Below are 26,066 nucleotides of genomic sequence, written 5' to 3'. Positions count from 1 at the left end.
ATGGCACACAATAGCATCCTGCCTCACCGAAACGGAAGAACCCGGCGCCGCGGCTGAGCTGCTCCAGGTCAGCGGTCGCGCAGGTTGAGGTCCGTGGTACGCTCGGGGCGCTGCGGCTGCTTTTCCGACAGGTATTTCCAGTAACGTGGCGGTAACTGCCGCAGGTGTTGGCGCCGATTTTCCCGGGCCGGGATGTTGACCGCCTTGAAGCAGGCTTTCCACATTTCCTGGAAGGCCGTCTCCTGCCCGTCCAGCCGGGCTTCGTCGAGCTGCGCCCGCAGACGATCCAGCACCGCGCCCAGCGAATCGATCAGGCGCACCTGCTCGCCGTCCCAGGCGATACCATAACTTCTGCGCACATCGAAGATCCGCCAGCCCATGTCTGCGAAGCGGCGTACGAAGTGATCATCGAGCAGCGGCAGTACATCGAAGTCGGGATCGACAAGGGCATACCAGAAGCCGTCCTGCGCTTGCTGGAAGCGGACGAAGGCGTGCATGCGGTGGATTTCCCGGTCCATCATCTTGCGGATCTGGGCGGCGCGCAGAACATCGCGGTCGGCGTAGTTCTTCAGATAGTCTGCCTGCCTGACCCGCATCATCTTGCGGATCAGGCGGCAGACCAGCAGCGGGGCGTCGGCGAACCCCGAGAGGAAGATCATCAGGCACAGTCGTCCGGCCTGACCATCGCTGACGTTATCGATACCCTCCAACACCCGCCGGGCGATGCCCGGGTCGGTCGTTACCTCTACCGTGTCATCCAGCAGGCTGGCCTGATACATCGATCGGTCTACAATGGCCGCAGGAGCAGGGCCGCGATAGGATGCGTAGACCGCACACAGTAGCCCCTCGAAGCTGCCGTCGGTGAGATAAACGCCCATGGCTACCCAAACAGGTCCAGCTGCGGCGGACTTCGGTCGGGAGCTGCCGCAACACCGGGACGGCTGATTAAATGGCGCGCCCGGCGGGTGGCGACGCCGAGATTCTTCAGGGTTTCCCGGATAATGTACTGGAAGCGTCGGGTGCTGATGGAGTTGTCAGGCCCCGTGTTCCTGCTCGCTTGCCGGCTGCCGCCGGATGAGCAGGAGGCATCGTACTTGGCCGCATCGGCGAGGATGGAGAGCTTGTCGATAACGGAGGTCATGGATCACCTTTAGCTGTATGGGTATACAGTATATCGAGCAGGCTCGTCAGGTCCAGAGGGGTTGCGGGGGCAGGTGACAGCCGGTCAGGGGAGCAAACTGCAGATCTGCCGCGATTGCCGCTTCGCCGGTGGCTGGCACCGGTGGCATACTGAGGCTGGCCCAGCGGACCAGAGGGAGACAGGGACATGAGCAGGATCGAGCGTATGCGCGCTGGCATGCACAGCGTGGCGGATTCACTGGGCAACATGCTGGTGGAGGCCTTCCATTATCTGGCGCTGTTCGCCATCGGGGTGGTCACCGCCTGGGGCGGTACCATGGCCTTCATCGGCATGCTGGACAAGGGCCATATTTCCATAGATGACATCCTGCTGCTGTTCATCTATCTCGAGCTGGCGGCCATGGTGGGCATCTATTTCAAGACCAACCACATGCCGATCCGCTTCATGATCTATGTGGCCATCACGGCGCTGACCCGTCTGCTGATTTCCGATATTTCCCACCATCACCAGCCGGGTTGGGGCGTGGTCATGGTCTCGGGCGCCATACTGCTGCTGGCGCTGGCCATACTGGTGGTGCGCTTTGCTTCCGCCCGGTTCCCGGCGGTCACTGCCGGTGGCCTGCCGCGGGCGCGGAGTCGCGAGGATGCCAGTGCCGAGCGTGATGACCTGGCAGATTGAGGCAGCCCGGAGCCCAGTCCTGGAGAACCGGTGCCAGGCTTCGCAGAACAGGGAAGGGCTGAGGTGAACTACTGGCACTGGATCTATGAACGGGTCAGGCGTCAACTCTGGTGGCGCGCGGTGGCCTACGGTATCGCTGGCATGCTCACGGCTGTGCTGGCGCTGGTGGCCGAAAGGATCTTTCCCTGGGAAATCCCGTTCAATCTGACGCCGGATGCAGTCGACAGCCTGCTCAACATCATCGCATCCAGCATGCTGGCGGTGACCACCTTTTCCCTCGGCGTCATGACCGCCGCCTTCAGCGCCGCCACCACCAACGTCACACCCAGGGCGACGCGGCTGCTGATGGAAGACGATCTTACCAACAACGTGCTGTCGACCTTCATCGGTGCCTTCCTGTTCAGCATAGTCGGTATCATAGTGCTCAAGACCGGCTCCTACGGGGAGCGCGGCCGGGCGGTGCTGTTCCTCATCACCATAGTGGTGATCGCTCTGGTGGTGATCCAGCTGCTGCGCTGGATCAACCATCTGATTTCCCTCGGCCGGGTCGGCACCACCATAGATCGGGTCGAGGCGGCCACCAGCGCAGCACTGACCGAGCGGCAGGAGCAGCCCTATCTGGGTGCCAATCCCTGGTTTGATCTGTCGACTCTGCCGGACGGCGCCACGCCGGTCCACGCCCGAACGATCGGCTACATCCAGTTCATCGATATCCAGGCCATTGCCCATCTGTGCGAGGAGGCGGGGTGCGAAGCCTATCTGCCGCTCAATCCCGGCACCTTCGTATTCGAGGATACCGTGCTGGCCTGGCTTCATGCTCCCGATGGGTTGGCTTCCGGCCTGATGGGCAGGGTAGCGGGTCATTTCATCATCGCGACCAATCGCAGCTTCGATCAGGATCCGCGGTTCGGTCTGGCAGTCATGGCTGAAATCGGCTCCCGGGCGCTGTCCCCGGCGACCAATGATCCGGGTACGGCAATTGATGTGATCGGCCGACTCACCCGGCTGCTGGCGCACTGGGCAGAAGGTCGCGCGGACGTTCAGGTGCGTTATCCGCAACTGCACCTGAACCCATTGAGCGATGCCGACCTGTTCGAGGATGCCTTCATGCTCATGGCCCGGGATGGTGCACGGCTGATCGAGGTACAGCTGCGCCTGCAGAAATCCCTGGCTGCATTGCAGCGTCTGGGCAGGTCAGATTTCCGGCAGGCTGCGGCGGTGCAGGCGGCGCTGGCTCTGGAGCGCAGCCTGCAGGCAATGGACTGCGAAACCGATCGCCAGCGGTTGCAGGCGCTGGTGGCGGCAGGGGACTGATGGCGTCGCAGGCCCAGGTCAGGCCCTCGGTCGCCGTGCTGCCATGGGGCTGTGCCAGCTAAGCTGGAACGGCCGATCCGGGTTCGCGACTGCGCCTGAAGTGGCGCAAACGTCTGGCCCGCTGGCGCCGTCGGCTGGGACTGGATAAGTCGCGCTAGTCGCTCCAGCGCCCCGGAGCATAGGAAAATACCGGCAATGACCAGCTCCAGCGGATGGCCGCCAGGCGGATCGTCAGGCCGAAGACAAAGGAGGCGAGCAGGTTCAGGTCGTGGTTGACGTCCAGGTGGCGCAGGGTCAGGTAGAGAATGGCCACCAGCAGCGACACGCTGGCGTACAGCTCCTTGCGCAGCACCATGGGCGTACGGTTACACAGGATGTCCCGCAGGATGCCGCCGAAGATGCCGGTGGTCATGCCAGCCATGATGACCACCGTGGTGGTGTAGCCCAGCTCCAGCGCAACATTGCAGCCGATCACGGTGAAGGCGATCAGGCCCATGGCATCCAGTACCAGGAAGATGGCGTGGAGGCGATGCATGTAGCGTGCGACCAGCATGGTCAGCAATCCGGCCGAGATGGTCAGGTGGATGTACATGGGATGCTGGGTCCAGGTCACCGGATAGTTGCCCAGGAGCATGTCGCGGACGGTGCCGCCACCCAGTGCGGTGATGAAGGCAATGAAGCCCACGCCGAACAGGTCCATATTGCGCCGTCCTGCGGCGAGAGCGCCGGACATGGCCTCGGCAGTGATAGCGATCAGATAGATATAGAGAAGCACACAGGAGTCCTCAAGCTGTGTCGCCTCTCCCCCTGTCCTTTTACCTGAGAGTTTACGCAGTCGATGGACTGCTTGCCCCTTCGGTGGGTTGTCGAACAACCTCTCTCCAGCTGGCGGTACGGCACTGCCGTGGCAGTGTCGGATCTGATTCGCAGTAACTGGTGCCTGAGCGATTATGGGAGTTTGCGCCTTCGGCGGGGAGCCTGGATAAGTCCCTCTCTCCTGCGAGCCGGGGATTATACTCCAAGGAGTGCCCTTTTCCAGTGCAGGCGCAGGCTTGCGGCTGCCCAATCCCCTGCGCCTTTTGCGGCGCATCCAACCGCGGCAGTGTGGGATTGGTTACACTGGGTCGGATCAGGACAACCGGAGCAAGCCATGTATCAGACAATACTGACATTCTGGTTCGATGAACTCGAGCCGGCCGACTGGTGGAGGCGTGACAGTGCGCTGGATGAGCTGATTCGCCAGCGCTTCGGCCAGACTCACCGACAGGCGGCTGCCGGCGAGTTGTGGGACTGGCGCACCAGCGCCGAAGGCCGACTGGCGGAGGTCATAGTGCTGGACCAGTTCTCGCGCAACCTGTTCCGCGACGATCCCGCCGCCTTCGCCCAGGATGGCATGGCCCTGGTACTGGCACAGGAGGCCATCGCGCTGGGCGTGGACCAGGCGCTGCCGGTGATGCAGCGCAGTTTTCTCTACATGCCCTTCATGCACAGCGAGTCGCCGGCGATGCATGACCGGGCCGTGGTGCTGTTCGATGTGCCGGGCATGGAGAGCAGCCTGGATTATGAACGGCGGCACCGGGATATCATCAGGCGTTTCGGACGTTATCCGCACCGTAACGCTGTTCTTGGCCGGGAATCGACCCCGGAGGAGCGGGACTTTCTTACCCAGCCGGGCTCATCCTTCTGAGCAGTGGACCAACAGGAGACAACAGCATGAAGAAAATCACAGGGCTGACATGGACGGTGTTCTGCGTCCTTCTGGCCGGCTGCGGCGCCGCGGAAGATGAGCGCCGGAACGCGGACACCCCCTTCAGCGCTGAGCTGCGCTGCGGCCAGCTGCCGATCCGCGTTCAGGGTAAAGGCGAGTCACTGCAGCTGGAGATCGGCGGGGAGCAGCGGCAGCTGCAGCAGGCCGTCAGTGCCTCGGGTGCCCGCTATGTGCAACGACAGGACGGGGAAGGGGCTGCTGAAGGGGAGGAGCAGGAACAGACCAGCCTCTGGTTCAAGGGCGATCAGGCCAGTCTGCTGCTGGATGGCGTGGAGTACCCCCTGTGCGTACCGCCCGGTTCGCTCATCGAGCCCTTCCGCGCGTCGGGCAATGAGCCTTTCTGGTCGTTGCGGGCCGAGCAGGGGCAGCTGGAGCTCAATCGCCTGAACCAGGGTGAGCTGCCCGCGCAGACCTGGCAGGCCGGTGATGACGAAGGTGAATACCTGACCCGGGATGAGCCGCCGATTCGTCTGCAGCTGCGCGATGAAATCTGCCGAGATGACATGAGCGGCATGCCCTATCCGCAGCGGGTACGCGTCGAGGTTGAAGGCGAGCAGCTGCTGGGCTGCGGGGGCGATCCGGCCCGCCTGCTGCAGGGCGGTGAGTGGGTGGTCGAGGACATCCTGGGCGGCGGTATCATCGACCGCTCGCGGGTGACCCTGCGTTTCTGGCAGGATGGCAGACTGACCGGCCGGGCATCCTGCAACAATCTCATGGGACAGTATCAGCTCAGCGGTGAAGGCCTTGCCATCGGCCAGGCGGCTACCACCCGCATGGCCTGCTCACCGGCACTGATGGAGCAGGAACAGCGGGTTCTGAACAGCCTGGCACAGGTGCAGCGCTTCGATATCGATGACACCGGTGCCCTGCTGCTGTACACGTCCGAGGGCGCCCTCAAGGCGCGTCTGGAACATTGAAGATAAAGCTGGGGATAGGGAGAAACACATGCTGGCGCTGATATTGGGTCTGATACTCTTTCTGGGCATGCATTCCGTTCGCCTGTTCGCGGCGGACTGGCGGGACCGGCAGATTGATCGGCTGGGGCTACTGACCTGGAAGGGCATCTACTCGGTGGTTTCCCTGGTCGGGCTGATTCTGATCATCTGGGGCTATGGCCAGGCGCGTCTGAGTCCCGAGTGGCTGTGGCTGTCCCCGGTCTGGACCCGGCATCTGGCGGCACTGCTGACCATCCCGGCGTTCATTCTGCTGGCGGCAGCCTACGTACCCGGTACCCATATCCGCGCCCGGGTCGGCCATCCGATGCTGCTGGGGATCAAGTTCTGGGCCCTGGCGCACCTGATCGCCAATGGCACCCTCGCCGACCTCTTGCTGTTCGGCGGATTTCTCGCCTGGGCGGTGGCGCTGTTCATCGTGCTGCGCCGCCGGGATCGCCAGACCGGCATCACCTATCCGGCCCGGGGTGCCGGTCGTGATCTGATCGCGGTGGTGCTGGGGCTGGTGGGCTTCGTGGTGTTTGCCCTGCTGCTGCATTGGCCATTGATCGGCGTGCGGCCGTTCGGCGGCTGAGGCAAACCAACCCCCGGCGCCGTGGCGCCGGTCCAACACCAGTTGCGGCAGACCCGGAGCCGGGCTGCCGCATGGGAGTCAAGACTCATGCAATTGCTGTATCCCTCGATCAAGCCCTATGCGCGCCATGATCTGGCGGTGGAGCCACCCCATGTGCTCTACGTGGACGAAAGCGGCCGCGAAGACGGGCTTCCGGTAGTGTTCATTCACGGCGGCCCCGGTGGCGGCTGTGATGAGCTGAGCCGACGCTTCTTTGATCCCTCGGTGTATCGCATCATCACCTACGACCAGCGCGGTGCTGGTCGCTCGACGCCCCATGCCAGCCTGGAGAACAACACCACGGCGCACCTGGTGGCCGATCTGGAAGTGCTGCGCCAGCACCTGGGCATCGACCAGTGGGTCCTGTTCGGCGGCTCCTGGGGTTCCACCCTGGCACTGGCCTATGCCCAGGCGCATCCGCAGCGGGTCATGGGCATGATACTGCGCGGCATCTTCCTGTGCCGTGACGAGGACATCCACTGGTTCTATCAGCAGGGTGCCAGCCGCATCTTCCCCGACTACTGGGAGGAGTACGAGTCACTGATTCCCGAGGCCGAGCGGGGCGACATGGTCGGCGCCTACTACCGCCGGCTCACCGGGGATGACGAGATCTGCCAGATGCATGCTGCCAGGGCCTGGTCGGCCTGGGAGGGCCGCTGCGCCACCCTGCGGCCCAGCGCCCAGGTGGTCGATCGCTTCACCGAATGCCGGCGTGCCCTGGCCATGGCGCGCATCGAGTGCCATTACTTCATCAACAAGGCGTTCCTGGAACCCAACCAGTTGCTGCGCGATATGCCGAAGATTGCCCATATTCCGGGCATCCTGGTGCACGGCCGCTATGACATGATCTGTCCGTTGGACAATGCCCTGGCGCTGCACCGCAACTGGCCTGGCAGCGAGCTGCAGATCATCCGCGATGCCGGTCATTCGGCAGGCGAACCGGGCATTGCCGATGCGCTGGTGCGCGCCACCCAGAGCATGGCGCAGCGGTTGCTGAAGCTGGCGCCGGAGGCGGAATAGTGAAGGGTTTGTTGCAACGGGTCAGCCAGGCCCGGGTGGAGGTCGCAGGTGAGGTCGTCGGGGCCATCGATCAGGGCTTGCTGGTGCTGGTCGGCGTGCAGCCGCAGGATGACCGGGCCAGTGCCGATCGGTTGCTGCACAAGCTGCTCAATTACCGGGTATTCGCCGACGCCGAGGGGCGCATGAACTGCTCGGTACAGGATGTGCAGGGCGGGCTGCTGCTGGTGTCGCAGTTCACCCTGGCGGCGGATACCCGCAAGGGCTTGCGTCCGGGCTTTTCCACCGCGGCGCCGCCGCAGCAGGCCGAGCAGCTGTTCGACTATCTGGTCGAGCAGGCCCGCAAGACCTGGCCGCAGACTGCCACCGGCCGGTTCGGTGCTGACATGCAGGTACACCTGGTCAACGACGGGCCGGTGACCATTCTGCTGGAGACCTGAGGACTGCCCTCTGCTCCTCAGCTCTCTGCCAGCGCCGCCTCAACAAAGTCCAGCCGGTCCTGACCGAAGAACATCTCGTCCCCGACGAAGAAGGTCGGTGCGCCGAACACGTCGCGCTCGATGGCGCGCTCGGTGATCTGCCGCAGGCGCTCCTTCACCGCCGGGTCATTGATCTGCTGCAGTAGTCCTGCCACATCGAATCCCTGACCGCCGAGCACCCGGGCCACCACATCCGGGTCGCCCATGTTCTGACCCTCCACCCAGATCGCTCGGAAGACAGCGTCCACATACGGCTGGAACTGGTCGCCATCCAGCAGTGCGACGGCTCCGCGCATCAGCTGCATGGTGTTGATCGGAAAGAAGGGGTTCTGCGCGAAGGGCACCTGATAGCGCCGGGCGAAACGCTCGAAATCGATGCGGGTGTAGCGACCCTTGGCCGGCACCGATGCCGGCGAGGCGTTGCCGGTGGCCTTGAAAACGCCACCCAGCAGCATGGGCTGATAGACCACCTCGGCGCCGTGGCGCTCGGCCAACTGGGCGATCTGGGTCCAGGCCAGGTAGCTGGCCGGGCTGCCCACATCGAAATAGAATTCTACCTGCTTGCTCATCTCGTGTTCTCCGTCAATCAGAAGGTTTCCATCCAGGGGCGCAGATCCAGTTCATGGGTCCAGCAGTCCCGGGGCTGGCAATGGATCTGCCAGTACTGCTCGGCAATGTGCTCGGGATCGAGAATGCCGTCCTGCTCCCGCAGCGCATAGCGCTCGGGAAAATTGTCACGGATGAAGGCCGTATCGATGGCCCCGTCGATGATCGGATGGGCCACATGGATGCCCCTGGGCCCCAGTTCCCTGGCCATGCTCTGGGCCAGGGCGCGCAGGGCGAACTTGGCCCCGGCAAAGGCGCTGAAACCGCTGCCGCCACGCAGGGAGGCGGTAGCGCCGGTGAAGATGATGGTGCCCCGGCCCCGGGGCAGCATGGCCCTGGCCGCCTCGCGCCCGGTCAGGAAGCCGGACAGGGCGGCCATTTCCCAGACCTTGCGATAGACCCGCTCGGTGGTTTCGGTAATGCCGAAGCGCACGTTGGCGCCGATATTGAACACTGCCACTTCGATGGGGCCTATGTCCCGCTCGATATGCTCGAACAGCTCGACCATGGGCTCCTCGCGCCGTGCATCGCAGCCGAAGGCGTGGGCTCGACCACCTTCGTGCTCGATAGCCGCCACCAGCGGTTCAAGCTTGTCCGCCTGCCGGCGGGTGACGCAGAGGGTGTACCCCTCCCGGGCGAAGCGGCGGGCGATGGCGCCGCCGGTGGCATCGCCCGCACCTATGACCACGGCTACTGGGGATCTGGACATGAGTCCTCCTCGCTTGTTATGGGTTCTTTTAAGGAACTAACTGAATAGTCGGTTCCTTTAAAGAACTTGTCAAGCTATGCTGTGACACTCGGATGAGGAGAACTGTCATGCGTTGGGAAGAACTGGATCAGCAGCCGTGCTCCCTGGCACGTACCCTGGCGGTGGTCGGCGATCGCTGGACCCTGCTGGTGCTGCGTGACTGTTTTCTGGGGATCCGGCGTTTCGACGAGTTCGAGAAGCGCCTGGGCATCACCCGGCATGTACTGGCTGACCGCCTGAAGAAGCTGGTCGACCATGGCGTACTGATCAAGGTGCCCTACCAGCAGCGGCCACTGCGCGAGGAGTATCGACTCACCGAGCGGGGGCTGGACCTGCATGGGGTGATCCTGGCGCTGGTCAGCTGGGGCGACCGGCACATGGCTGATGAGCGAGGAGCGCCGGTGCGTCACGTGCACAAGGGCTGTGGTCAGGTCATGCGGCCGCTCATCAGCTGCTCGGAATGCGGTGAACAGGTGAGTGCGCGGGATATACGGGTGGAGCCCGGCGAGGGTTGGGGCGACCGGGTGGAGGAAGTGCTGCCCCAGGTGCGCTGATCACCCCAATCGGGCGAGCAGCGCAGTGACGGCGGTTTCCACGCGCAGGATGCGCTCGCCCAGCTGTACCGGTTGCAGCCCGGCTTCGATCAGCTTGTCCACCTCGTAGGCTATCCAGCCGCCCTCGGGGCCTATGGCCAGGGTGACTGCGCCGTCGACTGCCCTGGGGCAGGGTGGATAGTCACCGGGGTGGGCCACCAGGCCCAGACTGTCGCCGAGCAGCTCCGGCAGTCGATCCTCGACGAAGGGCTTGAAGCGTTTCTCGATGTGCAGCTCGGGCAGCACGGTATCCCGCGCCTGCTCCAGGCCCAGCAGCAGATTCTCGCGGATGCTGTCCGGCTGCAGGAAGGGCGTCTGCCAGAAGCTCTTTTCCACCCGGTAGCTGTTGAGCAGCACTATCTGCGCCACGCCCAGGGTGGCACAGTGTTGCAGTATGCGGCGGAACATCTTGGGCCGGGGCATGGCCAGCAGCAGGGTAAGGGGCAGCTTCGGTGGCGGTGGCTGGTCGAGGCTGACCTCGAGTTCGGCCTGTTGCGCAGTCAGCGAGAGGATCCGGCCGCTGCCCATCAGGCCGCCGATCAGGCCGACCCGCAGGCTGTCGCCCGGGTTGGCCTGATGGATCTCGCGCATGTGCTGCAGGCGCCTGCCCCGCAGCAGCACACGGTCGGCCGACACAAAATCGGGCTCATCCAGCAGCAGCAGGTTCATGCGCCGGCGCTGTCATCCTGTCCGGAAGTATCGCGCTGAACCGGCTTGAGGAAGCCGGCAAACAGGATACCTACCTCATACAGCAGCCACATGGGCAGCGCCAGCATGGTCTGGGAGATGACGTCCGGCGGGGTCAGCAGCATGCCGATGACGAAGCATCCGACTACCACGTACCCACGGATGCGCTTCAGGCGGGCGACATCGACCACCCCGGCCAGTACCAGCAATACCGTTGCGACCGGAATCTCGAAGGACAGGCCGAAGGCCAGAAACAGGGTCATCACGAAGTCGAGGTAGGAGCTGATATCGGTCATCACCGCCACCCCCTCCGGGGCCACGCTGGTGAAGAAGCCGAAGATCAGCGGAAACACCACGAAGTAGGCGAAGGCCATGCCGGCGTAGAACAGGATGATGCTCGACGCCAGCAGCGGCAGGGCGATGCGTTTCTCGTGCTTGTACAGCCCCGGTGCGATGAAGCCCCAGAACTGGTGCAGTACAAAGGGCATGGCCAGGAACAGGGCGCTGATCAGGGCCAGCTTGAAGGGCGTCAGAAACGGCGAGGCGACGTCCGTGGCGATCATGCTGGTGCCTTCCGGGAGGAAGGCGCGCAGCGGCTCCGACAGGAAGGTATACAGGTCGTTGGCGAAGTAGAACAGGCCGAGGAAGATCAGCAGCCAGATCGCCACGATGCGCAACAGGCGCGAACGCAGTTCGGTCAGGTGAGCAACCAGCGGCATGTGGCTGTCGTTGTGCTCGGGGGGCAGTTGATCACTCATGGGCGTGGGGCCGGGTCATCGGTGGACGGTGCGCCGGGCGCCGGTTCGACGGCCTCGGCGCTCGGCGCAGCGGCATCGGCTGTGGGTGCCGCAGCGGTAGCGTCGGGCTGGGTGCGCTTGACGTTGGAGGTCGTCGACTGTTTCGCCAGATCGGCCATGATCTTCTCGTTATGCAGGGTCTGGCGCAGTTCATCGGCGCCGATTTCCCGCTCCACCTGGCTGCGTACCTCCGCCATGCCACGCTTGATGCGGCCGACGTAGAGACCGACCGTGCGCACGGCGCCCGGCAGCTTGTCGGGGCCGAGCACCAGCAGGGCGACCACGGCGACCACCACCATTTCCAGAAAACCGAGATCAAACATGGACCATCAGTCCTTGTGCGACGTGGATTCCGTCTTCTTCTCCGCCTGCACATCCAGGGTCTCGCCCTTGCGCTGCTCCACGGAGGGCTTGTCATCATCGTTCATCGATTTGCGGAAGCCCTTGATGGCCTCGCCGACATCGGAGCCGATGCCCTTCAGCCGCTTGGTGCCGAACAGCAGGATCACGATCAGCAGGATGATTGCCAGTTGCCAGATACTGATTCCACCAAAACCCATCTTTACCTCCGGGGCATCGCCCTACTTAGTGACACGCGCTGCTTTCTCGGCCAGGCCGGACAAGTCAAAACGCCTTTCCAGTTCTTTCAGGACATCGTCCGGGCCAAGGCCCAGGTGACTGAGCATGACCAGGCTATGAAACCACAGATCGGCGGTTTCATAAATCAGCTCCTGAGTGTCGCCGCCATGCTGACAATCCTTGGCCGCCAGCAGCGTTTCGGTACATTCCTCGCCAACCTTCTCGAGGATCTTGTTCAGTCCCTTGGCGTGCAGGCTGGCCACGTAGGAACTCTCCGCGGAGGCCTGCTTGCGCTGCTCCAGCACCTCGGCCAGGCGCTGCAGGGTATCAGTTGTGCTTGTGTTCATAGATGTCTTCCGGATTGCGCAGGACGGGATCGCTGTCCACCCATTGCCCGTTGCGGTAAATCTTGTAGAAGCAGCTCTGGCGGCCGGTATGGCAGGCAATGCCGCCCCGCTGCTCGACCTGCATGATGATCACGTCGCTGTCGCAGTCCAGGCGCAGCTCGTGCAGTATCTGCACGTGACCGGACTCCTCGCCCTTGCGCCACAGTTTGCCACGGGATCGTGACCAGTAGATGGCACGGTTCTCCTGCACGGTGAGCTGCAGGGCCTCGCGGTTCATCCAGGCCACCATGAGTACCCGGCCGGTCTCGTGGTCCTGGGCGATGGCGGGAATCAGGCCGCTGGCATCCCATTTGATGCTGTCCAGCCAGCTGGTCTCGGTGTGTGTATCGGTCATGGTCATGTCGGAATGGGTCAGCGGCGCAGTACCAGCCAGACGCCGGCGGCCAGAGACAGCCAGTGGACCGGCTGGGTCTGGGCCCAGGTATTCGGGTCGGCGCCCAGAGTGCCGGCCCCCAGTGCAATCAGGGCGGCGCCCAGCAGGCGCAGGGCGAGGGCATCCTTGCGGTGTGTCCGCGGATGGTGCTCCCATTGGGCAATATTGTCCAGCGCCCGGTGGGTTGTCTGCAACAGCGGCGGTATGCGCTCCATATGCTGGCGCAGGTTCTGCCACTGATGACGGGGACCTGCGCGCTCGCGCATCCAGCGCTCCAGATAGGGCTTGCCGGTGCGCCACAGGTCCAGCTCCGGATACAGCTGACGTCCCAGACCCTCGATGTTGAGCAGGGTCTTCTGCAGCAGGACCAGCTGGGGCTGCACTTCCATGTTGAAGCGGCGGGCGGTCTGGAACAGCCGCAGCAGCAACTGACCGAAGGAGATGTCCTTCAGCGGGCGCTCGAAGATGGGCTCACAGACACTGCGGATGGCCGCTTCGAATTCGTTGACCCGGGTCTCCGGTGGTACCCAGCCGGAATCGATGTGCAGCTGGGCCACCCGACGGTAGTCACGCTTGAAGAAGGCCATCAGGTTGCGCGCCAGATAGGTCTGGTCCTCGGGGGTCAGGCTGCCGACGATGCCGAAGTCGATGGCGATGTACTGGGGCTCGTCCGGGCTGCCGTGGGCGACGAAGATGTTGCCCGGATGCATGTCGGCATGGAAGAAGCTGTCGCGAAACACCTGGGCAAAGAACACCTCGACACCACGCTCGGCGAGCTTCTTCATGTCGGTACCCTGGGCGCGCAATGCCTGGATGTCGGTGACCGGGACGCCACTGATGCGCTCCATCACCAGTACCTTGTGGCGGCACCAGTCCCAGTAGATCTTCGGCACGTAGAGTACCGGTGAATCCTGGAAGTTGCGCTTGAGCAGTGAGGCGTTGGCCGCTTCGCGATACAGATCCAGCTCGTCGAAGATGGTCTGCTCGTAATCCCGTACCACCTCGACCGGGCGCAGTCGACGACCCTCGCGCGAGACCTTCTCCAGGGTGCGGGCAGCCAGGTACAGCCACTGGATGTCCTGATGGATGACATCCTCGATACCCGGGCGCACCACCTTGACCACCACCTCACTGCCGTCGTGCAACCGGGCGCTGTGTACCTGGGCCACCGAGGCAGAGGCCAATGGCTCGTCAGAAAATTCGGCAAAGGCCTCGGCAATGGAGACGCCCAGCTGTTCCTCGATGCGCTGGCGGGCCTCGGCCGGGGCGAAGGGCGGAACCTTGTCCTGCAGGAAGGCCAGCTCGGTGGCGATGTCATCGGGCAGCAGGTCGCGCCGGGTGGAGAGGATCTGGCCGAACTTGATGAACACCGGCCCCAGGTTCTCGAAGGCCAGACGCAGGCGGGCGCCGCGGCTGAGGTCCCTGGGGGCGGGGTACAGCTTCCAGGGGCCGATCAGCAGCAGGCGCATGTACCAGGGCAGCGGTAGGGGAGCCAGGATCTGGTCCAGGCGGTAGCGGGTGAACACCAGCAGAATGCGAAACAGGCGCAGGAAGGCAGTCAGGTTCATGCATCGGATCCAGTATCGGGGTGCGACAGACGCTGTACTCGCGCGTCCAGTCGATCCAGTTGCAGGCGCAGCTCGTGAATCTGCGCGGCAGCCACATCCGCCTCGGCGCGCCCGACCAGCTGACGGCCTTCCTCGGTCAGGTAGTCGGCCACGGCCTGCTCCAGGCTGGCCTGGCTGGTGCCGAGCCAGTTGCGACCCTGGCGGGCCACACGACCTATGGCATGCGCCGCCACCGGGCCAAGCCAGCGCGCCAGCGCCGCCTCGCCATCGATCCGCAGGTCGGCAAAGATATTCTGCAGCTGCACCAGTACCTGGGTATCACCGCTGAGCTCCAGTTCCGGCGCCTGCAGCAGTTGCTGCCGATCACTGCTCAGGGCCAGACGTGCCAGCAGGCTCGCCGGTGCGCTGAGGCTGCAGTCGACCTCGGCATGGTGCTCGCTGCTCAGGCGCAGCCCATCCGCCCCCGGCAGCAGGTACACCGACAGGCTCGGCTGGCGGCTGCGGATCAGGATGACCCGGCCCTGCAGTGCCGCCAACCGTCGGGCGGTCAGGGGGTCCTGCTGAATGGCCAGCTGCAGACTGCGTTCGACCCCGGCCAGCAGAAGACGGCTGGGCATCAGGGCTTGATACCCCGGTGCAGGGCGACGATGCCGCCGGTCATGTTGTGGTAGGTAACCCGGGCAAAGCCGGCCTCTTCCATCATGCCCTTGAGGGTTTCCTGATCCGGATGCATGCGGATGGACTCCGCCAGATAGCGGTAGCTGTCGGCATCCCCTGTGATGAGGCGGCCCATCAGCGGCAGCATGGTGAAAGAATAGCGGTCGTAGGCCTTGGACAGCAGTTCGTTGCCCGGTTTGGAGAACTCCAGCACCAGCAGTCGGCCCCCGGGCTTGAGCACCCGCAGCATGGAGGCGATGGCGTCTTCCTTGTGGGTCACGTTGCGCAGGCCGAAGGCGATGGTAATGCAGTCGAAATGGTTGTCCGGGAAGGGCAGCTTCTCGGCGTCGGCCTGAACGAAGCGAACATTGCCCGCCACGCCCTTGTCCAGCAGGCGGTCACGACCGACCTTGAGCATGGAGGCGTTGATGTCGGCCAGTACAACCTCGCCGGTGGGACCGACCAGGCTGGAAAACTTGCGGGTCAGGTCACCGGTGCCGCCGGCGATGTCCAGTACCCGGTTGCCGGGCCGCACGCCGGAAAGTTCGATGGTGAAACGCTTCCACAGGCGATGGATGCCGCCGGACATGAGATCGTTCATCAGGTCGTACTTGGCTGCCACCGAGTGGAATACCTCGGCCACCTTGCCGGCCTTCTCCGACTCGGAAACAGTCTGGAAGCCGAAGTGAGTGGTGCGATCTGAGCTGGATTTATCAGTCATGGAAGCATCTGCCCTGGCAAGTTGAATGGCCATTCTACCTGTATTTGCCGCGCCGAAGGCAGCGACAAGCAACTGTATGATAGGACAGGCTGTCGCATATGCGTGTATTGCGGCATGCTATGCACCTTTTTCACATCTCAGAAGGGAAAATCATGGCAACAGTGGAAATTACCCGCGAGCATGCACTGGGCAAGGAGGAGGCCAAGGTGCGAGCGCAGAAGATGGCGGACAAGCTGGCCACCAAGCTGGGGGCCGAGTGCCGCTGGCAGGATGACGAGCTGACGTTCCAGCGCAGCGGTGTGGATGGCAGCATCCTGGTCGGCGAGGACAGCGTGCGCGTGGCAGTCAAGCTCGGCATGATGCTGTCGCCGATGGCCGGCATGGTCAAGGGCGAGATCGAGAAGGCGCTCAACCGCTATCTGGTCTGATCCGGCAGGGCCCGCCCCCTCCTGCGGGCCCGCTGCCCGGGTTGCTAGGGCAGGATGCGGACCACGGAAACATCCGGGTCGCGGCTGGCGCCGGCCCGGCGCAGCCGGTCCAGATACTCCTGCCACAGTCGGTCCTGATCCTGCCCGAGCCGGTAGAGGTAGTCCCAGCTGTACAGGCCGCTGTCGTGGCCATCGTCGAACACCAGCTTGAGCGCATAGTTGCCGGCGGGCTCAAGGCCCACCAGGGCAACATTCTGCTTGCCGGTCTGCAGAATCGGTTGACCATGGCCCTGCACCTCCGCCGAGGGCGAATGCACCCGCAGAAACTCCGCCGGCAGGCTGAAACGGGTACCGTCGGCATACTCCAGTTCCAGCGTGCGTGACGCCTTGCGCAACTTGATGCCGGTGGGGATGGGGCTGCTCATGGCTGATCGATTCCACTCGGGTCAGAGGATGTAACGCGACAGGTCTTCGTTGACCGCCAGCTCGCCCAGATGCTGATTCACGTAGGCGGCGTCGATCACCAGGGGCTTGCCCTCCTGCTTGGAAGCCAGATCCCCGGCGCTGAAGGACAGCTCCTCCAGCAGGCGCTCGAGCACCGTGTGCAGGCGGCGGGCACCGATGTTTTCGGTCTTCTCATTGACCTGCCAGGCGATCTCCGCCAGACGGGCAATGGCGTCCTCGGCGAACTCGACCTCCAGGCCCTCGGTCTTGAGCAGGGCGCGGTACTGCTCGGTCAGGGACGCATGGGGCTCGGTGAGGATGCGCTTGAAGTCCTCCGGGGTCAGGGACTGGAGTTCCACGCGGATAGGCAGGCGGCCCTGCAGTTCCGGGATCAGATCCGACGGCTTGGTCAGGTGGAAGGCGCCCGAGGCAATGAACAGGATGTGGTCGGTGCGGACCATGCCGAACTTGGTGTTCACCGTGCAGCCCTCGATCAATGGCAGCAAGTCACGCTGCACACCCTCGCGGGACACATCGGCACCGCTGCCGCTGTTGGCGCGCTTGCTGACCTTGTCGATCTCGTCGAGGAAGACGATGCCGTTCTGCTCGGCGGCCTCGATGGCACGGGCCTTCAGATCCTCCTCGTTGACCAGGCGCGCAGCTTCCTCGTCGCGGATCAACTTGAAGGCTTCCCGCACCTTGAGCTTGCGGGTCTTGCGCCGCCCCTTGCCGAAGCCGGAGAACATGTTCTGCAGCTGGCTGGTCATCTCTTCCATGCCCGGCGGTGCCATGATCTCCACACCCACCGGCGCGTCGGCCACCTCGATATCGATCTCCTTGTCGTCCAGCTGACCCTCGCGCAGGCGCTTGCGAAACAGCTGGCGGGTGCTGGAGTCCTCCCGCGCCGGCTCCTCGCCGGTGCCCTGGCGGGGCGGAGGCAGCAGCGCATCGAGGATGCGTTCCTCGGCGGCATCCTCGGCGCGATGGCCGACCTTCTCCATTTCCTGCTGGCGCAGCATCTTCAGCGACGCATCGACCAGATCGCGGATGATGGATTCCACATCGCGGCCCACGTAGCCGACCTCGGTGAACTTGGTCGCCTCCACCTTGATGAAGGGGGCCTGGGCCAGGCGTGCCAGGCGACGGGCGATCTCGGTCTTGCCGACGCCGGTCGGCCCGATCATGAGGATGTTCTTCGGTGTCACTTCCTGGCGCAGATGCTCGGGCAGCTGCTGCCGACGCCAGCGGTTGCGCAGGGCAATGGCCACGGCGCGCTTGGCATCCTGCTGGCCGATGATGTGGCGGTCCAGTTCATGGACGATTTCACGGGGTGTCATGGACATGTGTTTTGCTTCCGGCCGCCTCAGGTATCGGCGTCCAGCTCCTCGATAGTCTGATTCTGGTTGGTATAGATGCAGATCTCGCCGGCAATACCCAGGCTGGACTCGACGATTTCCCGGGCGGACAGATCGGTATGGCGTAGCAGGGCGCGGGCGGCGGACTGGGCATAGGGCCCCCCGGAACCGATCGCGATCAGACCCTCCTCGGGCTCGAGGACATCGCCGTTGCCGGTAATGATCAGCGAGGCATCCTTGTTGGCGACCGCCAGCAGCGCCTCCAGCCGGCGCAGGGTGCGATCGGTACGCCACTCCTTGGCCATTTCCACGGCGGCACGTACCAGATGACCCTGGTGCTTCTCCAGCTGGGCTTCGAAATGTTCGAACAGGGTGAAGGCATCGGCCGTGCCCCCGGCAAAGCCGGCGATCACCTTGTCGTGATACAGACGGCGCACCTTGCGGGCGTTGCCTTTCATGACGGTGTTGCCCAGGGAAACCTGGCCATCGCCACCGATGACCACCTTGCCGTGGCGGCGTACTGAAACAATTGTAGTCACGCGCAGCTCCTGTTGGCTGTTCAGGGAATGCAGCACGACGGGCGCGCTGTCTTTGAGGCTTATCTGGGGATGCTGAAGGATGAATTCAAGCGGGATGGAGCAAAGATCGGCGGCCATATGGTCGCCGATGTACGGACTCAGCGAACGCTGCGCTGCCGGCGCAACAGGTTGCTGAAGCCGTTGCCGGACAGGGTGCGCTCGGCTTGGGCCAGCCGCGACTGGTCGGTGAAGGGGCCCACCTGAACCCGGTGCCAGACTTCGCCATTGGCCAGTTTGGCATCCTCGAGCCGGGCATCCAGCCCCATCAGAATGATCTGCGCACGTACCCGGTCTGCCTCACTGCGCTGGCGGAAAGAGCCTGCCTGGAGAAAATACTGGGTGGTGGGGGCTGCCGCCTGTTCAGGCTTGCTCGTCGGCGGCTGCGCGGGCGGCGGTGGCGGCGGGGGTGGCTCGGGTCGACGACCGGGTGACACCACTTCCGATTCCGGCAGCAGGGTGTAGAAATCGTAGCTCGGGCTCTGGCGCCGGGGTGGCTCGGCCTTGGGGGCAGGCGGGGTGACCACGGTATCCCGCTTGACGCTGTCCTGCCCCGGTTCCAGGGTAAACAGGAAGGCGACGAACAGGCCGACCACGGCCACGCAACAGGCGATCAGCCATACCGGCACCCGCGGGCCGGATTTCGGACTGGCCCGGCTGGCGCCGCGGCGGGGGGCTTTACGTGCTTTGGCCATGCAGGTTACATGCGCTCCAGGGTGGTAATACCCAGCAGGTTAAGGCCCTGCTGCAGGGTTCGTCCAGTCAGCGCAGCCAGGCGCAGCCGGCTGTCGCGCTGGGCGGGCTGCTCGGCAGCCAGGATCGGACAGTTCTCGTAGAAGCCGGAAAAGCGTCCGGCCAGCTCATACAGGTAATGGCACAGGGTGTGGGGGGTACCTTCACGGGCCACATACTGCAGCAGGTTGCCGAACTGGGCCAGGTGCGCAGCCAGGTCGATCTCCGCTTCCTGTTCCAGCACCAGTGGGGCCAGATCATCCAGTTTATGCATGTCGCGGTCGATGCGGCGGAACACGCTGGCGACCCGGGTATAGGCATACATCAGGTAGGGTGCGGTGTTGCCCTCGAAGCTGAGCATCTGATCGAAGTTGAAGTTGTAATCGCTGCTGCGGTGCTTGGACAGGTCGGCATATTTGACCGCGCCAATGCCGACTGCCCGGGCGATCTGCCGCAGCTCGGCCGGCTCCAGCTCGGGATTTTTCTCCTGAACCAGCTGATAGGCGCGTTGCTCCGCTTCGTCCAGCAGGTCGATCAGCTTCACGGTGCCGCCATCGCGGGTCTTGAAGGGTTTGCCATCGGCGCCGTTCATGGTGCCGAAGCCCATGTGCTCGAGCTGCATTGCCTCGGGTACGAAGCCGGCCTTGCGTGCCACGGCGAAGACCTGCTGGAAGTGCAGGGCCTGGCGTTGGTCGACGAAGTACAGGACCCGGTCGGCGTTCAGCACCTGGTGGCGGTAGCGCATGGCAGCCAGATCAGTGGTGGCATACAGGTAGCCGCCGCCGGCCTTCTGGACGATCACCGGCAGGGGCTTGTCCTCGCTGGTTCTGAACTCGTCGAGGAACACGCAGCGCGCGCCTTCGCTTTCGGTGAGCAGGCCACGCTGCTGCAGGCTGTCGACCACATCGGCCAGCTGATCGTTGTAGGCGCTCTCGCCGCGCACATCGGCAGGCGTCAGGCTGACGCCCAGGCGGTCATACACCGCCTGGCAATGGCCCAGGGAGATATCGTTGAAGCGCCGCCACAGAGCCAGGCACTCCTCGTCGCCGGCCTGCAGCTGGACCACCCGCTCGCGCGCGCGATCGGCAAATTCGGGGCTTTCATCAAAGCGCTTCTTGGCCTGGCGGTAGAAATTCTCCAGATCACCCAGTTCCGCTTCGGCGGTCGCCGGGTTCTCTTCCAGATAGGCCAGCAGCATGCCGAACTGGGTGCCCCAGTCGCCCACGTGGTTCTGGCGGATCACGGTATGGCCGAGGAACTCGAGCACCCGGGCCACCGCATCGCCGATGATGGTCGAGCGCAGGTGGCCGACATGCATCTCCTTGGCCAGGTTGGGCGAGGAGTAGTCCACCACCACCCGCAGGGCAGGGTCGGCTGCCGGGACGTTCAGCCGCTCATCGTCCAGCGCCTGCTGCAGCTGGCGGGCCAGCCAGGCGCGGTCCTGGAAGAAGTTGATGAAGCCGGGGCCGGCAATGCTGACCTGGGCCACGGCCTCGCTGGGCGGCAGGGCGGCGATGATCTTCTCGGCCAGGTCACGGGGCTTCATGCCGGCGGGCTTGGCCAGGGCCATGGCCAGGTTGCTGGCAAAGTCGCCGTGGCTCTTGTCGCGGGCGGTTTCCACCTGGATGTTGGGACTGATATCGGTGGGCAGCACGCCTTCGGTCTGCAGGGTGCTGATGGCGCTGGCGAGCAACTGGCTGAGGAGATTTTTCATGGGTGCTATGGATTCCGGCTACGGCCTGTGGAAAACCCGACATTATCCGACTTAACCGCAGGCTTGCCAAATCCCTGTGCATGTCAGGTGTGGCTGCAGCTTAACTAGAACATGTCCATCGGGTCGACATCAATCGACCAGCGTACCCGCCGCGCCTGGGGTTGTTGCTCCAGTTCGACCAGCAGCAGGTGCAGCAGCTGGTGCAGCGCCGAGCGCTGGGTGGCCAGGATCAGCAGCTGGGCGCGGTAGCGTCCGGCCCGGCGCTCCATCGGCGAAGGTACCGGTCCGAGCAGCTCGACGCCCTGGATCCGGTGGCGGGCAAGCAGCCCGTCGGCCAGCTCCACCGCGCCGTCGAGAAAGGCGTCAGTCTGGGCCAGGTCATTGGCCTCTGCGCGCAGCAGAGCGGTGAAACTGTAGGGCGGCAGTCCGGCCTGCTGACGCGCGGCCAGCTCCCGTTCGGCGAAGCGGGCATAGTCATGCTCGACCAGATCCAGCAGCAGCGGGTGTTCGGCCATGTGGGTCTGGATGATGACCTGTCCGGGCTTGCTGGCGCGTCCGGCGCGCCCGGCCACCTGGATGATCTGCTGGGCCATGCGTTCCGGGCCGCGGAAGTCCGCGGAAAACAGGCCACCATCGGCATCCAGGATTGCCACCAGGGTCACGTCCGGGAAGTGATGCCCCTTGGCGAGCATCTGGGTGCCGACCAGCACGCAGGGTTCGCCGCTGTGGATGCGCGCAAGCATTTCCTGCATGGCCTGCTTGCGGCCCATGGTATCGCGGTCGATGCGCAAAACCGGGAAGTCCGGAAAGCAGCTGATCAGATGCTCTTCGGTGCGCTCGGTACCCGCGCCCACCGGGCGCAGCTGCTCGCCCTGGCAGGAGGGGCAGGTGCGGTCGACGGGCCGCTGACTGCCGCAGTGGTGGCAATGCAGCTGCGGCGGGAACTGGTGCAGGGTCATGCGTGCATCGCAGCGCCGGCACTCGGCCATCCAGCCGCAATCGTGACACATCAGCGTAGGGGCGAAGCCGCGCCGGTTGATGAACACCAGCACCTGATTGCCCTGGCGCAGATGCTCGCCCATCAGCTGGATGAGTGGGCGGGACATGCCGCCCTCCAGAGGGCGACTGCGGATATCCAGACTCTGGAAGCGGGGTGGCTGCGCATTGCCGGCCCGTTGCGTCAGGCGCAGCAGCTGGTAGCGACCGCGCTGGACATTGTGCAGACTCTCGAAGGAGGGTGTGGCAGAGCCGAGGATCACGCCGACCTGCTCCAGATGCCCGCGGTAGACCGCCAGGTCCCGGGCGTTGTAGCGCAGGCCGTCCTGCTGCTTGTAGGACAGGTCGTGTTCTTCATCAACGATGATCAGGCCGGGCCTGGCCAGGGGTGTGAATATGGCCGAGCGGGTACCGATGACGATGCTCGCCTCGCCGTCGCGGGCGGCTATCCAGGCGTCCAGACGCTCGCGGTCATTGAGGCCCGAGTGCAGGATCACCACCGGCACATTGAAGCGGCGTCGGAAGCGCTCCATGGTCTGCGGCGTCAGGCCGATCTCCGGGATCAGGATCAGTGCCTGGCGCTGGCGCTTCAGGCAGTGTTCGATCGCCTGCAGGTAGACTTCCGTCTTGCCACTGCCGGTCACCCCCTCCAGCAGCCAGCATTGAAAGCCCTCGGCGGCGATGATGCGGTCCAGCGCAGCCTGCTGTTCGTCGTTGGGTTGCAGCGCCGGCTCCCTTAATAGAGGACGGGGCTCGTTGCTGTGGTGGGGTGACTGGGTGATTCTCTGTACCAGACCCTTGCGCTCCAGCGATTCCAGTGCGTCCCGGGTCAGCCCCCACTGGCTGAGCAGGGCGTGGGACAGGCCGTGGGGATGCATGGCCAGAGTCTGCACTGCCTGTTTCTGTTTGGGCGCACGACTGATGGCCGGATGTTCCGGGTAGGCTCCGGGGAGCAGTTGCCAGAGCATGTCCTGACGTGCCACTGCCGGCTCGCCCTGGCGCAGCAGCACGGGCAACGCGCTGCTCAGGGTGTCGCCCAGGCCATGCTGATAATAGCTGGCTGTCCAGCGGCACAGTTGCCAGAGGCTGTCGGGCAGCAGCGACTGGTGGTCCAGCAGCTCCGCTGCCTGCTTCAGCTTGCCGGCGGGTACGCTGGAGTGCTCGACGATGCCGGCAATCAGGCCTACCAGCTGACGGTTGCCGAAGGGGACCCGGACCCGGGCACCAATCGGCAGATGCTCGGCGCGCACCCCGGCCGGCCCGCGGTAATCGAACAGGCGACGCAGGGGAGAGGGCAGGGCAACCTGGATGATCGGAGCTGGCACGTCGGCGGATATCCTTCTCTGTCAGACAGCTGATGGTAACATCGGTGGACCGGCCTGTAGACCGCGGTACTTGCGTGCCAGCGGAATTCTGTTATTATCGCCGGCCTATTTTCCGGTCCATTCGTGTCTGTTTCGGTGCCGGGTAGATTACACAGTGCGGTGCCTGATCAGGTTGGTCCGGTGGCGGCACACAAAACCGAGGAATGACCATGAAAGCTAATCTGCATCCTGCATACGAAGAAATCGAAGCCACCTGTGGTTGCGGCAATGTGATCAAGACCCGCTCCACTCTGGGCAAGAACATCTATCTGGACGTCTGCTCCGCCTGCCATCCGTTCTATACCGGCAAGCAGAAGGTTGTGGACACCGGCGGTCGTATCGAGCGCTTCAACCAGCGTTTCGGTGCCGTCAGCACCAAGAAGTAAGACCGGCGCCATCACCATGGCCCTGTTATCAGGAAAGGCGTCCCTCTGGGGCGCCTTTTTTGTTTTCTGGCTACTGGCTCCGACGGCCCATGCTGAATACTGCAGTCAGCCGGACGCCGGCGAGGCGGTATCGAGCAAGCGTGTCATTGATGGCGATACCCTGGATCTGGCCGATGGCCGGCGTGTGCGACTGATCGGGATCAATGCACCCGAGATGGGGCGCGACGGTCAGCGGTCCGAGCCCTATGCCCAGGCGGCGCGTCGGGAGCTGCAGCGTCTGGTCAGCGGCTCGAAACTGCGCATGATCATCGGCGCGCAGCCGCAGGACAGGTACGGTCGCACGCTCGGTCATCTGTTTGATGCCCGCGGCGCCAATATCGAGGCCAGGCTGTTGATGCGTGGGCTGGGTTTCACTGTCGGCCTGCCGCCCAATACCGGTCTGCTGGAGTGCCACCTTCAACACGAGCAGCATGCCCGCCAGCGTGGTCTGGGTGTCTGGCAGCACCCTCCCGTGCGCCACGCTGCTCAGGTGGGGCCCGGTTTCCAGCTTGTCCGTGGTCGGATCGAGCGAATCAGTCGCAGTCGCGAGCATGTCTGGCTGGATATGGATGGGCCGCTTACTCTGCGTCTGCCTCGGGACATGGTCGGGGTGGACCAGTTGCTGCGTGCAACGGGACGCGAGCTGGAAGTGCGTGGCTGGGTGGTGGATCGCGGACGGGCGAGGCCGGGACAGAAGCGCTACATGCTCCCGCAGGCCGAAGCCCGGCTGATGTTCCTGCAGTAGGTCCGGGGCGTTGCGGCCCTTTATCGCAGGCGCAGCGGTGACCTTGTGAGGGGTAGGGGTTTTCTGTATTCTCGAGCGTTCGGAAACACAATAAGCAACTTGACCGGAATTGTAATCATGTCTGATCTGAGAACCGATGCACTCGAATATCACGCCCACCCCCGTCCGGGTAAGCTGAGTGTCGAACTGACCAAGCCTACCGCTACTGCGCGTGACCTCGCGCTGGCTTACAGTCCCGGCGTTGCTGAGCCTGTGCGTGAGATTGCCAAGGACGCAGATCTGGCATTCAAATACACCGGCAAGGGCAACCTGGTAGCGGTGATCTCTGATGGTACTGCCATTCTCGGTCTGGGCAACCTCGGTCCGCTGGCTTCCAAGCCGGTAATGGAAGGCAAGGGTGTACTGTTCAAGCGCTTTGCCGGCGTTGACGTATTCGACATCGAAGTCGAGGCGGAAAGTCCCCAGGCCTTCATCGATACAGTCAAGCGCATCTCCTGCACTTTTGGCGGTATCAACCTCGAGGACATCAAGGCGCCCGAGTGCTTCGAGATCGAGCGCGCACTGATCGAGCAGTGCGATATCCCCGTGTTCCACGATGACCAGCACGGTACCGCCATCGTTACCGCGGCGGCCATGCTCAATGCGCTGGAGCTGGCGGACAAGAAACTGGAAGACGCCAAGATCGTCTGCCTGGGTGCCGGCGCCGCCGCAGTGGCCTGCATGAAGCTGCTCATCAGTCTGGGTGCTGCTGTTGAAAATATCAGCATGGTTGATCGCAAGGGCGTGATCCATGCCGGTCGTGATGACCTGAACGAACACAAGGCCATCTTCGCCAACGAAACCGACAAGCGCACCCTGACCGATGCGATCAAGGGTGCTGACGTATTCGTCGGCCTGTCCGGTCCGAATCTGCTGCAGCCGGCGGAGCTCAAGCTGATGGCTGAAAACCCCATCGTCTTTGCCTGCTCCAACCCGGATCCGGAAATCAGCCCGGAGCTGGCCCATGCTTCCCGTCCTGACGTGATCATGGCGACCGGTCGCTCCGACTACCCCAACCAGGTTAACAACGTACTGGGCTTCCCATTCATCTTCCGCGGTGCGCTGGATGTTCGTGCAAGCCGCATCAACGAGGAAATGAAGATCGCCGCTGTGCACGCGATTCGCGAGCTGGCCAAGGAGCCGGTGCCGGATTACGTCATGCAGGCCTACGGCGGTCTGAACCTGGAATTCGGTCGCGAATACATCATTCCCAAGCCGATGGATGCGCGTTTGATCGAGAAGGTGCCCGCTGCAGTAGCCCAGGCTGCCATCGACAGCGGTGTGGCCCGTCTGCCCTACCCGGCACACTATCCGCTGAAGTCGGTCGAAGACTGCTTCTGAGGGTGGCGTTGCGAAGCTCGATAGGGCTTCGCAACAATGCACTGAAAAGGTGCTTGACGAGGCGGCGAATGGGTCTATAATTCGCCACCTCATCGCCGCGGCGGCCGGTTCAACCCCGTCACCGAGGCGAAGAAAAAGGTTTTACGGAAGGCGTTGACAAGGGGTTTTGATCCTGTAGAATGCGCCTCCCTGGCACGGCAAGCGAGCAG

General features: G+C 63.9%; 32 protein-coding genes and 2 riboswitches. Of the genes, 12 read left to right on the top strand and 20 right to left on the bottom strand.

The genetic code is table 11. The annotated features are described in order from the left end of the window. Positions 1 to 68: 68 nt before the first annotated feature. Both VF673_RS05290 and VF673_RS05285 read right to left on the bottom strand, forming a co-directional pair. Positions 69 to 878, bottom strand: coding sequence for a TIGR03915 family putative DNA repair protein (locus tag VF673_RS05290; RefSeq protein WP_440291171.1), 810 nt, complete (start codon positions 876 to 878; stop codon positions 69 to 71). Between the two features lie 2 nt (positions 879 to 880). Then, positions 881 to 1,141 carry a hypothetical protein gene (locus VF673_RS05285; protein WP_440291396.1) on the bottom strand — a complete coding sequence of 87 codons (261 nt, stop codon included), beginning with the start codon at positions 1,139 to 1,141 and terminating at the stop codon, positions 881 to 883. Between the two features lie 186 nt (positions 1,142 to 1,327). Here VF673_RS05285 and VF673_RS05280 point away from each other — a divergent pair, with 186 nt between their 5' ends. Both VF673_RS05280 and VF673_RS05275 read left to right on the top strand, forming a co-directional pair. Continuing rightward, positions 1,328 to 1,819, top strand: coding sequence for a phosphate-starvation-inducible protein PsiE (locus VF673_RS05280; protein ID WP_440291170.1), 492 nt, complete (start codon positions 1,328 to 1,330; stop codon positions 1,817 to 1,819). A gap of 63 nt (positions 1,820 to 1,882) precedes the next feature. Beyond that, the gene (locus VF673_RS05275; protein ID WP_440291169.1) at positions 1,883 to 3,133 is read left to right on the top strand and encodes a DUF2254 domain-containing protein; all 1,251 of its coding nucleotides are present in this window, start codon (positions 1,883 to 1,885) and stop codon (positions 3,131 to 3,133) included. A gap of 154 nt (positions 3,134 to 3,287) precedes the next feature. Here VF673_RS05275 and VF673_RS05270 read toward each other — a convergent pair whose 3' ends face one another. Continuing rightward, complete coding sequence (locus tag VF673_RS05270) at positions 3,288 to 3,908, bottom strand: trimeric intracellular cation channel family protein (RefSeq protein ID WP_440291168.1); 621 nt, start codon at positions 3,906 to 3,908, stop codon at positions 3,288 to 3,290. Between the two features lie 22 nt (positions 3,909 to 3,930). Further along, positions 3,931 to 4,028: riboswitch (glycine riboswitch) on the bottom strand. A gap of 22 nt (positions 4,029 to 4,050) precedes the next feature. Continuing rightward, positions 4,051 to 4,143: riboswitch (glycine riboswitch) on the bottom strand. Positions 4,144 to 4,283: 140 nt separating this feature from the next. Here VF673_RS05270 and VF673_RS05265 point away from each other — a divergent pair. The 5 genes from VF673_RS05265 (at position 4,284) to dtd (ending at position 7,924) form a co-directional block, all read left to right on the top strand. Next, a complete protein-coding gene (locus VF673_RS05265; RefSeq protein WP_440291167.1) occupies positions 4,284 to 4,820 on the top strand; it encodes a DUF924 family protein in 537 nt (178 codons plus the stop codon). A gap of 26 nt (positions 4,821 to 4,846) precedes the next feature. Continuing rightward, positions 4,847 to 5,818, top strand: coding sequence for an META domain-containing protein (locus VF673_RS05260; RefSeq protein WP_440291166.1), 972 nt, complete (start codon positions 4,847 to 4,849; stop codon positions 5,816 to 5,818). 28 nt (positions 5,819 to 5,846) lie between these two features. Beyond that, a complete protein-coding gene (locus tag VF673_RS05255) occupies positions 5,847 to 6,428 on the top strand; it encodes an NnrU family protein (RefSeq protein WP_440291165.1) in 582 nt (193 codons plus the stop codon). An 87-nt stretch (positions 6,429 to 6,515) separates the two neighbouring features. Beyond that, positions 6,516 to 7,487, top strand: coding sequence for a prolyl aminopeptidase (gene pip / locus VF673_RS05250; protein WP_440291164.1), 972 nt, complete (start codon positions 6,516 to 6,518; stop codon positions 7,485 to 7,487). Next, complete coding sequence (gene dtd / locus VF673_RS05245) at positions 7,487 to 7,924, top strand: D-aminoacyl-tRNA deacylase (protein ID WP_090540143.1); 438 nt, start codon at positions 7,487 to 7,489, stop codon at positions 7,922 to 7,924. Before pip ends, dtd begins: the two co-directional genes overlap by 1 nt. Positions 7,925 to 7,941: 17 nt before the next feature. Here dtd and VF673_RS05240 read toward each other — a convergent pair whose 3' ends face one another. Both VF673_RS05240 and VF673_RS05235 read right to left on the bottom strand, forming a co-directional pair. Then, positions 7,942 to 8,532, bottom strand: a complete 591-nt coding sequence (locus VF673_RS05240; RefSeq protein WP_440291163.1) for a 2-hydroxychromene-2-carboxylate isomerase — start codon at positions 8,530 to 8,532, stop codon at positions 7,942 to 7,944. A 17-nt stretch (positions 8,533 to 8,549) separates the two neighbouring features. Beyond that, positions 8,550 to 9,278: an SDR family oxidoreductase gene (locus VF673_RS05235; RefSeq protein WP_273128379.1), complete on the bottom strand. Its 729-nt coding sequence runs from the start codon at positions 9,276 to 9,278 to the stop codon at positions 8,550 to 8,552. 107 nt (positions 9,279 to 9,385) lie between these two features. Here VF673_RS05235 and VF673_RS05230 point away from each other — a divergent pair, with 107 nt between their 5' ends. Further along, a complete protein-coding gene (locus VF673_RS05230) occupies positions 9,386 to 9,871 on the top strand; it encodes a winged helix-turn-helix transcriptional regulator (RefSeq protein WP_440291162.1) in 486 nt (161 codons plus the stop codon). Here VF673_RS05230 and VF673_RS05225 read toward each other — a convergent pair whose 3' ends face one another. Genes VF673_RS05225 through ubiE form a run of 9 tightly spaced genes read right to left on the bottom strand, consistent with a single transcriptional unit; the run spans position 9,872 to position 15,699 of the window. Then, entirely contained in the window at positions 9,872 to 10,579 is a 708-nt protein-coding gene (locus VF673_RS05225) for a 16S rRNA (uracil(1498)-N(3))-methyltransferase (protein ID WP_320331567.1), read from the bottom strand. Beyond that, the gene (gene tatC, locus VF673_RS05220; protein ID WP_440291161.1) at positions 10,576 to 11,355 is read right to left on the bottom strand and encodes a twin-arginine translocase subunit TatC; all 780 of its coding nucleotides are present in this window, start codon (positions 11,353 to 11,355) and stop codon (positions 10,576 to 10,578) included. Before tatC ends, VF673_RS05225 begins: the two co-directional genes overlap by 4 nt. Continuing rightward, complete coding sequence (tatB, locus tag VF673_RS05215) at positions 11,352 to 11,717, bottom strand: Sec-independent protein translocase protein TatB (protein WP_090540130.1); 366 nt, start codon at positions 11,715 to 11,717, stop codon at positions 11,352 to 11,354. Before tatB ends, tatC begins: the two co-directional genes overlap by 4 nt. 6 nt (positions 11,718 to 11,723) lie before the next feature. Continuing rightward, positions 11,724 to 11,954 (bottom strand): twin-arginine translocase TatA/TatE family subunit, encoded by a 231-nt coding sequence (tatA, locus tag VF673_RS05210; RefSeq protein ID WP_090540128.1) that lies wholly within the window; start codon positions 11,952 to 11,954, stop codon positions 11,724 to 11,726. A gap of 21 nt (positions 11,955 to 11,975) precedes the next feature. Then, a complete protein-coding gene (locus VF673_RS05205) occupies positions 11,976 to 12,320 on the bottom strand; it encodes a phosphoribosyl-ATP diphosphatase (protein ID WP_320331568.1) in 345 nt (114 codons plus the stop codon). Beyond that, positions 12,301 to 12,714 carry a phosphoribosyl-AMP cyclohydrolase gene (hisI, locus tag VF673_RS05200; protein WP_440291160.1) on the bottom strand — a complete coding sequence of 138 codons (414 nt, stop codon included), beginning with the start codon at positions 12,712 to 12,714 and terminating at the stop codon, positions 12,301 to 12,303. Before hisI ends, VF673_RS05205 begins: the two co-directional genes overlap by 20 nt. A 17-nt stretch (positions 12,715 to 12,731) precedes the next feature. Beyond that, positions 12,732 to 14,321, bottom strand: coding sequence for a ubiquinone biosynthesis regulatory protein kinase UbiB (ubiB, locus tag VF673_RS05195; protein ID WP_440291159.1), 1,590 nt, complete (start codon positions 14,319 to 14,321; stop codon positions 12,732 to 12,734). Then, positions 14,318 to 14,938 (bottom strand): ubiquinone biosynthesis accessory factor UbiJ, encoded by a 621-nt coding sequence (locus VF673_RS05190; protein ID WP_440291158.1) that lies wholly within the window; start codon positions 14,936 to 14,938, stop codon positions 14,318 to 14,320. The genes ubiB and VF673_RS05190 overlap by 4 nt, the downstream gene beginning before the upstream one ends. Beyond that, a complete protein-coding gene (gene ubiE, locus VF673_RS05185; protein WP_090540120.1) occupies positions 14,938 to 15,699 on the bottom strand; it encodes a bifunctional demethylmenaquinone methyltransferase/2-methoxy-6-polyprenyl-1,4-benzoquinol methylase UbiE in 762 nt (253 codons plus the stop codon). The genes VF673_RS05190 and ubiE overlap by 1 nt, the downstream gene beginning before the upstream one ends. Positions 15,700 to 15,851: 152 nt before the next feature. Here ubiE and VF673_RS05180 point away from each other — a divergent pair, with 152 nt between their 5' ends. Then, positions 15,852 to 16,127, top strand: coding sequence for a polyhydroxyalkanoic acid system family protein (locus VF673_RS05180; protein ID WP_090540118.1), 276 nt, complete (start codon positions 15,852 to 15,854; stop codon positions 16,125 to 16,127). Between the two features lie 44 nt (positions 16,128 to 16,171). On the opposite strand, the gene VF673_RS05175 is transcribed toward VF673_RS05180, so the two are convergent. The 6 genes from VF673_RS05175 to VF673_RS05150 form a co-directional block, all read right to left on the bottom strand. Continuing rightward, a complete protein-coding gene (locus VF673_RS05175; RefSeq protein WP_090540116.1) occupies positions 16,172 to 16,552 on the bottom strand; it encodes a gamma-butyrobetaine hydroxylase-like domain-containing protein in 381 nt (126 codons plus the stop codon). A 21-nt stretch (positions 16,553 to 16,573) separates the two neighbouring features. Then, complete coding sequence (gene hslU, locus VF673_RS05170) at positions 16,574 to 17,914, bottom strand: ATP-dependent protease ATPase subunit HslU (RefSeq protein ID WP_440291157.1); 1,341 nt, start codon at positions 17,912 to 17,914, stop codon at positions 16,574 to 16,576. Positions 17,915 to 17,934: 20 nt separating this feature from the next. Then, positions 17,935 to 18,465 carry an ATP-dependent protease subunit HslV gene (gene hslV / locus VF673_RS05165; RefSeq protein WP_090540269.1) on the bottom strand — a complete coding sequence of 177 codons (531 nt, stop codon included), beginning with the start codon at positions 18,463 to 18,465 and terminating at the stop codon, positions 17,935 to 17,937. Positions 18,466 to 18,602: 137 nt separating this feature from the next. Then, positions 18,603 to 19,196 carry an SPOR domain-containing protein gene (locus VF673_RS05160; protein WP_440291156.1) on the bottom strand — a complete coding sequence of 198 codons (594 nt, stop codon included), beginning with the start codon at positions 19,194 to 19,196 and terminating at the stop codon, positions 18,603 to 18,605. A 5-nt stretch (positions 19,197 to 19,201) separates the two neighbouring features. Further along, on the bottom strand, positions 19,202 to 20,947 hold the full coding sequence (argS, locus tag VF673_RS05155) for an arginine--tRNA ligase (protein WP_440291155.1): 1,746 nt from the start codon (positions 20,945 to 20,947) through the stop codon (positions 19,202 to 19,204). 104 nt (positions 20,948 to 21,051) lie between these two features. Continuing rightward, positions 21,052 to 23,268 (bottom strand): primosomal protein N', encoded by a 2,217-nt coding sequence (locus tag VF673_RS05150; RefSeq protein ID WP_440291154.1) that lies wholly within the window; start codon positions 23,266 to 23,268, stop codon positions 21,052 to 21,054. Between the two features lie 209 nt (positions 23,269 to 23,477). On the opposite strand from VF673_RS05150, the gene rpmE reads away from it, so the two are divergent. From rpmE to VF673_RS05135, 3 genes are all read left to right on the top strand, one after another. Further along, on the top strand, positions 23,478 to 23,693 hold the full coding sequence (rpmE, locus tag VF673_RS05145; RefSeq protein ID WP_090540106.1) for a 50S ribosomal protein L31: 216 nt from the start codon (positions 23,478 to 23,480) through the stop codon (positions 23,691 to 23,693). A 16-nt stretch (positions 23,694 to 23,709) separates the two neighbouring features. Then, entirely contained in the window at positions 23,710 to 24,477 is a 768-nt protein-coding gene (locus VF673_RS05140) for a thermonuclease family protein (protein ID WP_440291153.1), read from the top strand. A gap of 117 nt (positions 24,478 to 24,594) precedes the next feature. After that, on the top strand, positions 24,595 to 25,857 hold the full coding sequence (locus VF673_RS05135) for a malic enzyme-like NAD(P)-binding protein (RefSeq protein WP_440291152.1): 1,263 nt from the start codon (positions 24,595 to 24,597) through the stop codon (positions 25,855 to 25,857). Positions 25,858 to 26,066 lie beyond the last annotated feature (209 nt).

This window comes from Halopseudomonas sp. Lyrl_26, from assembly GCF_051948695.1.
GTDB classification, from domain to species: domain Bacteria; phylum Pseudomonadota; class Gammaproteobacteria; order Pseudomonadales; family Pseudomonadaceae; genus Halopseudomonas; species Halopseudomonas formosensis.
Note: the sequence above shows the minus strand (reverse complement) of the source record. Positions and strands in the feature narration are given on the sequence as shown.

Coding starts and splice junctions, on each gene's coding strand:
- VF673_RS05290 (WP_440291171.1), bottom strand. CDS start 878: ATGGGCGTTTATCTCACCGACGGCAGCTTCGAGGGGCTACTGTGTGCG.
- VF673_RS05285 (WP_440291396.1), bottom strand. CDS start 1,141: ATGACCTCCGTTATCGACAAGCTCTCCATCCTCGCCGATGCGGCCAAG.
- VF673_RS05280 (WP_440291170.1), top strand. CDS start 1,328: ATGAGCAGGATCGAGCGTATGCGCGCTGGCATGCACAGCGTGGCGGAT.
- VF673_RS05265 (WP_440291167.1), top strand. CDS start 4,284: ATGTATCAGACAATACTGACATTCTGGTTCGATGAACTCGAGCCGGCC.
- VF673_RS05260 (WP_440291166.1), top strand. CDS start 4,847: ATGAAGAAAATCACAGGGCTGACATGGACGGTGTTCTGCGTCCTTCTG.
- VF673_RS05255 (WP_440291165.1), top strand. CDS start 5,847: ATGCTGGCGCTGATATTGGGTCTGATACTCTTTCTGGGCATGCATTCC.
- pip (WP_440291164.1), top strand. CDS start 6,516: ATGCAATTGCTGTATCCCTCGATCAAGCCCTATGCGCGCCATGATCTG.
- VF673_RS05240 (WP_440291163.1), bottom strand. CDS start 8,532: ATGAGCAAGCAGGTAGAATTCTATTTCGATGTGGGCAGCCCGGCCAGC.
- VF673_RS05235 (WP_273128379.1), bottom strand. CDS start 9,278: ATGTCCAGATCCCCAGTAGCCGTGGTCATAGGTGCGGGCGATGCCACC.
- VF673_RS05230 (WP_440291162.1), top strand. CDS start 9,386: ATGCGTTGGGAAGAACTGGATCAGCAGCCGTGCTCCCTGGCACGTACC.
- VF673_RS05225 (WP_320331567.1), bottom strand. CDS start 10,579: ATGAACCTGCTGCTGCTGGATGAGCCCGATTTTGTGTCGGCCGACCGT.
- tatC (WP_440291161.1), bottom strand. CDS start 11,355: ATGAGTGATCAACTGCCCCCCGAGCACAACGACAGCCACATGCCGCTG.
- tatB (WP_090540130.1), bottom strand. CDS start 11,717: ATGTTTGATCTCGGTTTTCTGGAAATGGTGGTGGTCGCCGTGGTCGCC.
- tatA (WP_090540128.1), bottom strand. CDS start 11,954: ATGGGTTTTGGTGGAATCAGTATCTGGCAACTGGCAATCATCCTGCTG.
- VF673_RS05205 (WP_320331568.1), bottom strand. CDS start 12,320: ATGAACACAAGCACAACTGATACCCTGCAGCGCCTGGCCGAGGTGCTG.
- hisI (WP_440291160.1), bottom strand. CDS start 12,714: ATGACCGATACACACACCGAGACCAGCTGGCTGGACAGCATCAAATGG.
- ubiB (WP_440291159.1), bottom strand. CDS start 14,321: ATGAACCTGACTGCCTTCCTGCGCCTGTTTCGCATTCTGCTGGTGTTC.
- VF673_RS05190 (WP_440291158.1), bottom strand. CDS start 14,938: ATGCCCAGCCGTCTTCTGCTGGCCGGGGTCGAACGCAGTCTGCAGCTG.
- ubiE (WP_090540120.1), bottom strand. CDS start 15,699: ATGACTGATAAATCCAGCTCAGATCGCACCACTCACTTCGGCTTCCAG.
- VF673_RS05180 (WP_090540118.1), top strand. CDS start 15,852: ATGGCAACAGTGGAAATTACCCGCGAGCATGCACTGGGCAAGGAGGAG.
- VF673_RS05175 (WP_090540116.1), bottom strand. CDS start 16,552: ATGAGCAGCCCCATCCCCACCGGCATCAAGTTGCGCAAGGCGTCACGC.
- hslU (WP_440291157.1), bottom strand. CDS start 17,914: ATGTCCATGACACCCCGTGAAATCGTCCATGAACTGGACCGCCACATC.
- VF673_RS05160 (WP_440291156.1), bottom strand. CDS start 19,196: ATGGCCAAAGCACGTAAAGCCCCCCGCCGCGGCGCCAGCCGGGCCAGT.
- argS (WP_440291155.1), bottom strand. CDS start 20,947: ATGAAAAATCTCCTCAGCCAGTTGCTCGCCAGCGCCATCAGCACCCTG.
- rpmE (WP_090540106.1), top strand. CDS start 23,478: ATGAAAGCTAATCTGCATCCTGCATACGAAGAAATCGAAGCCACCTGT.
- VF673_RS05140 (WP_440291153.1), top strand. CDS start 23,710: ATGGCCCTGTTATCAGGAAAGGCGTCCCTCTGGGGCGCCTTTTTTGTT.
- VF673_RS05135 (WP_440291152.1), top strand. CDS start 24,595: ATGTCTGATCTGAGAACCGATGCACTCGAATATCACGCCCACCCCCGT.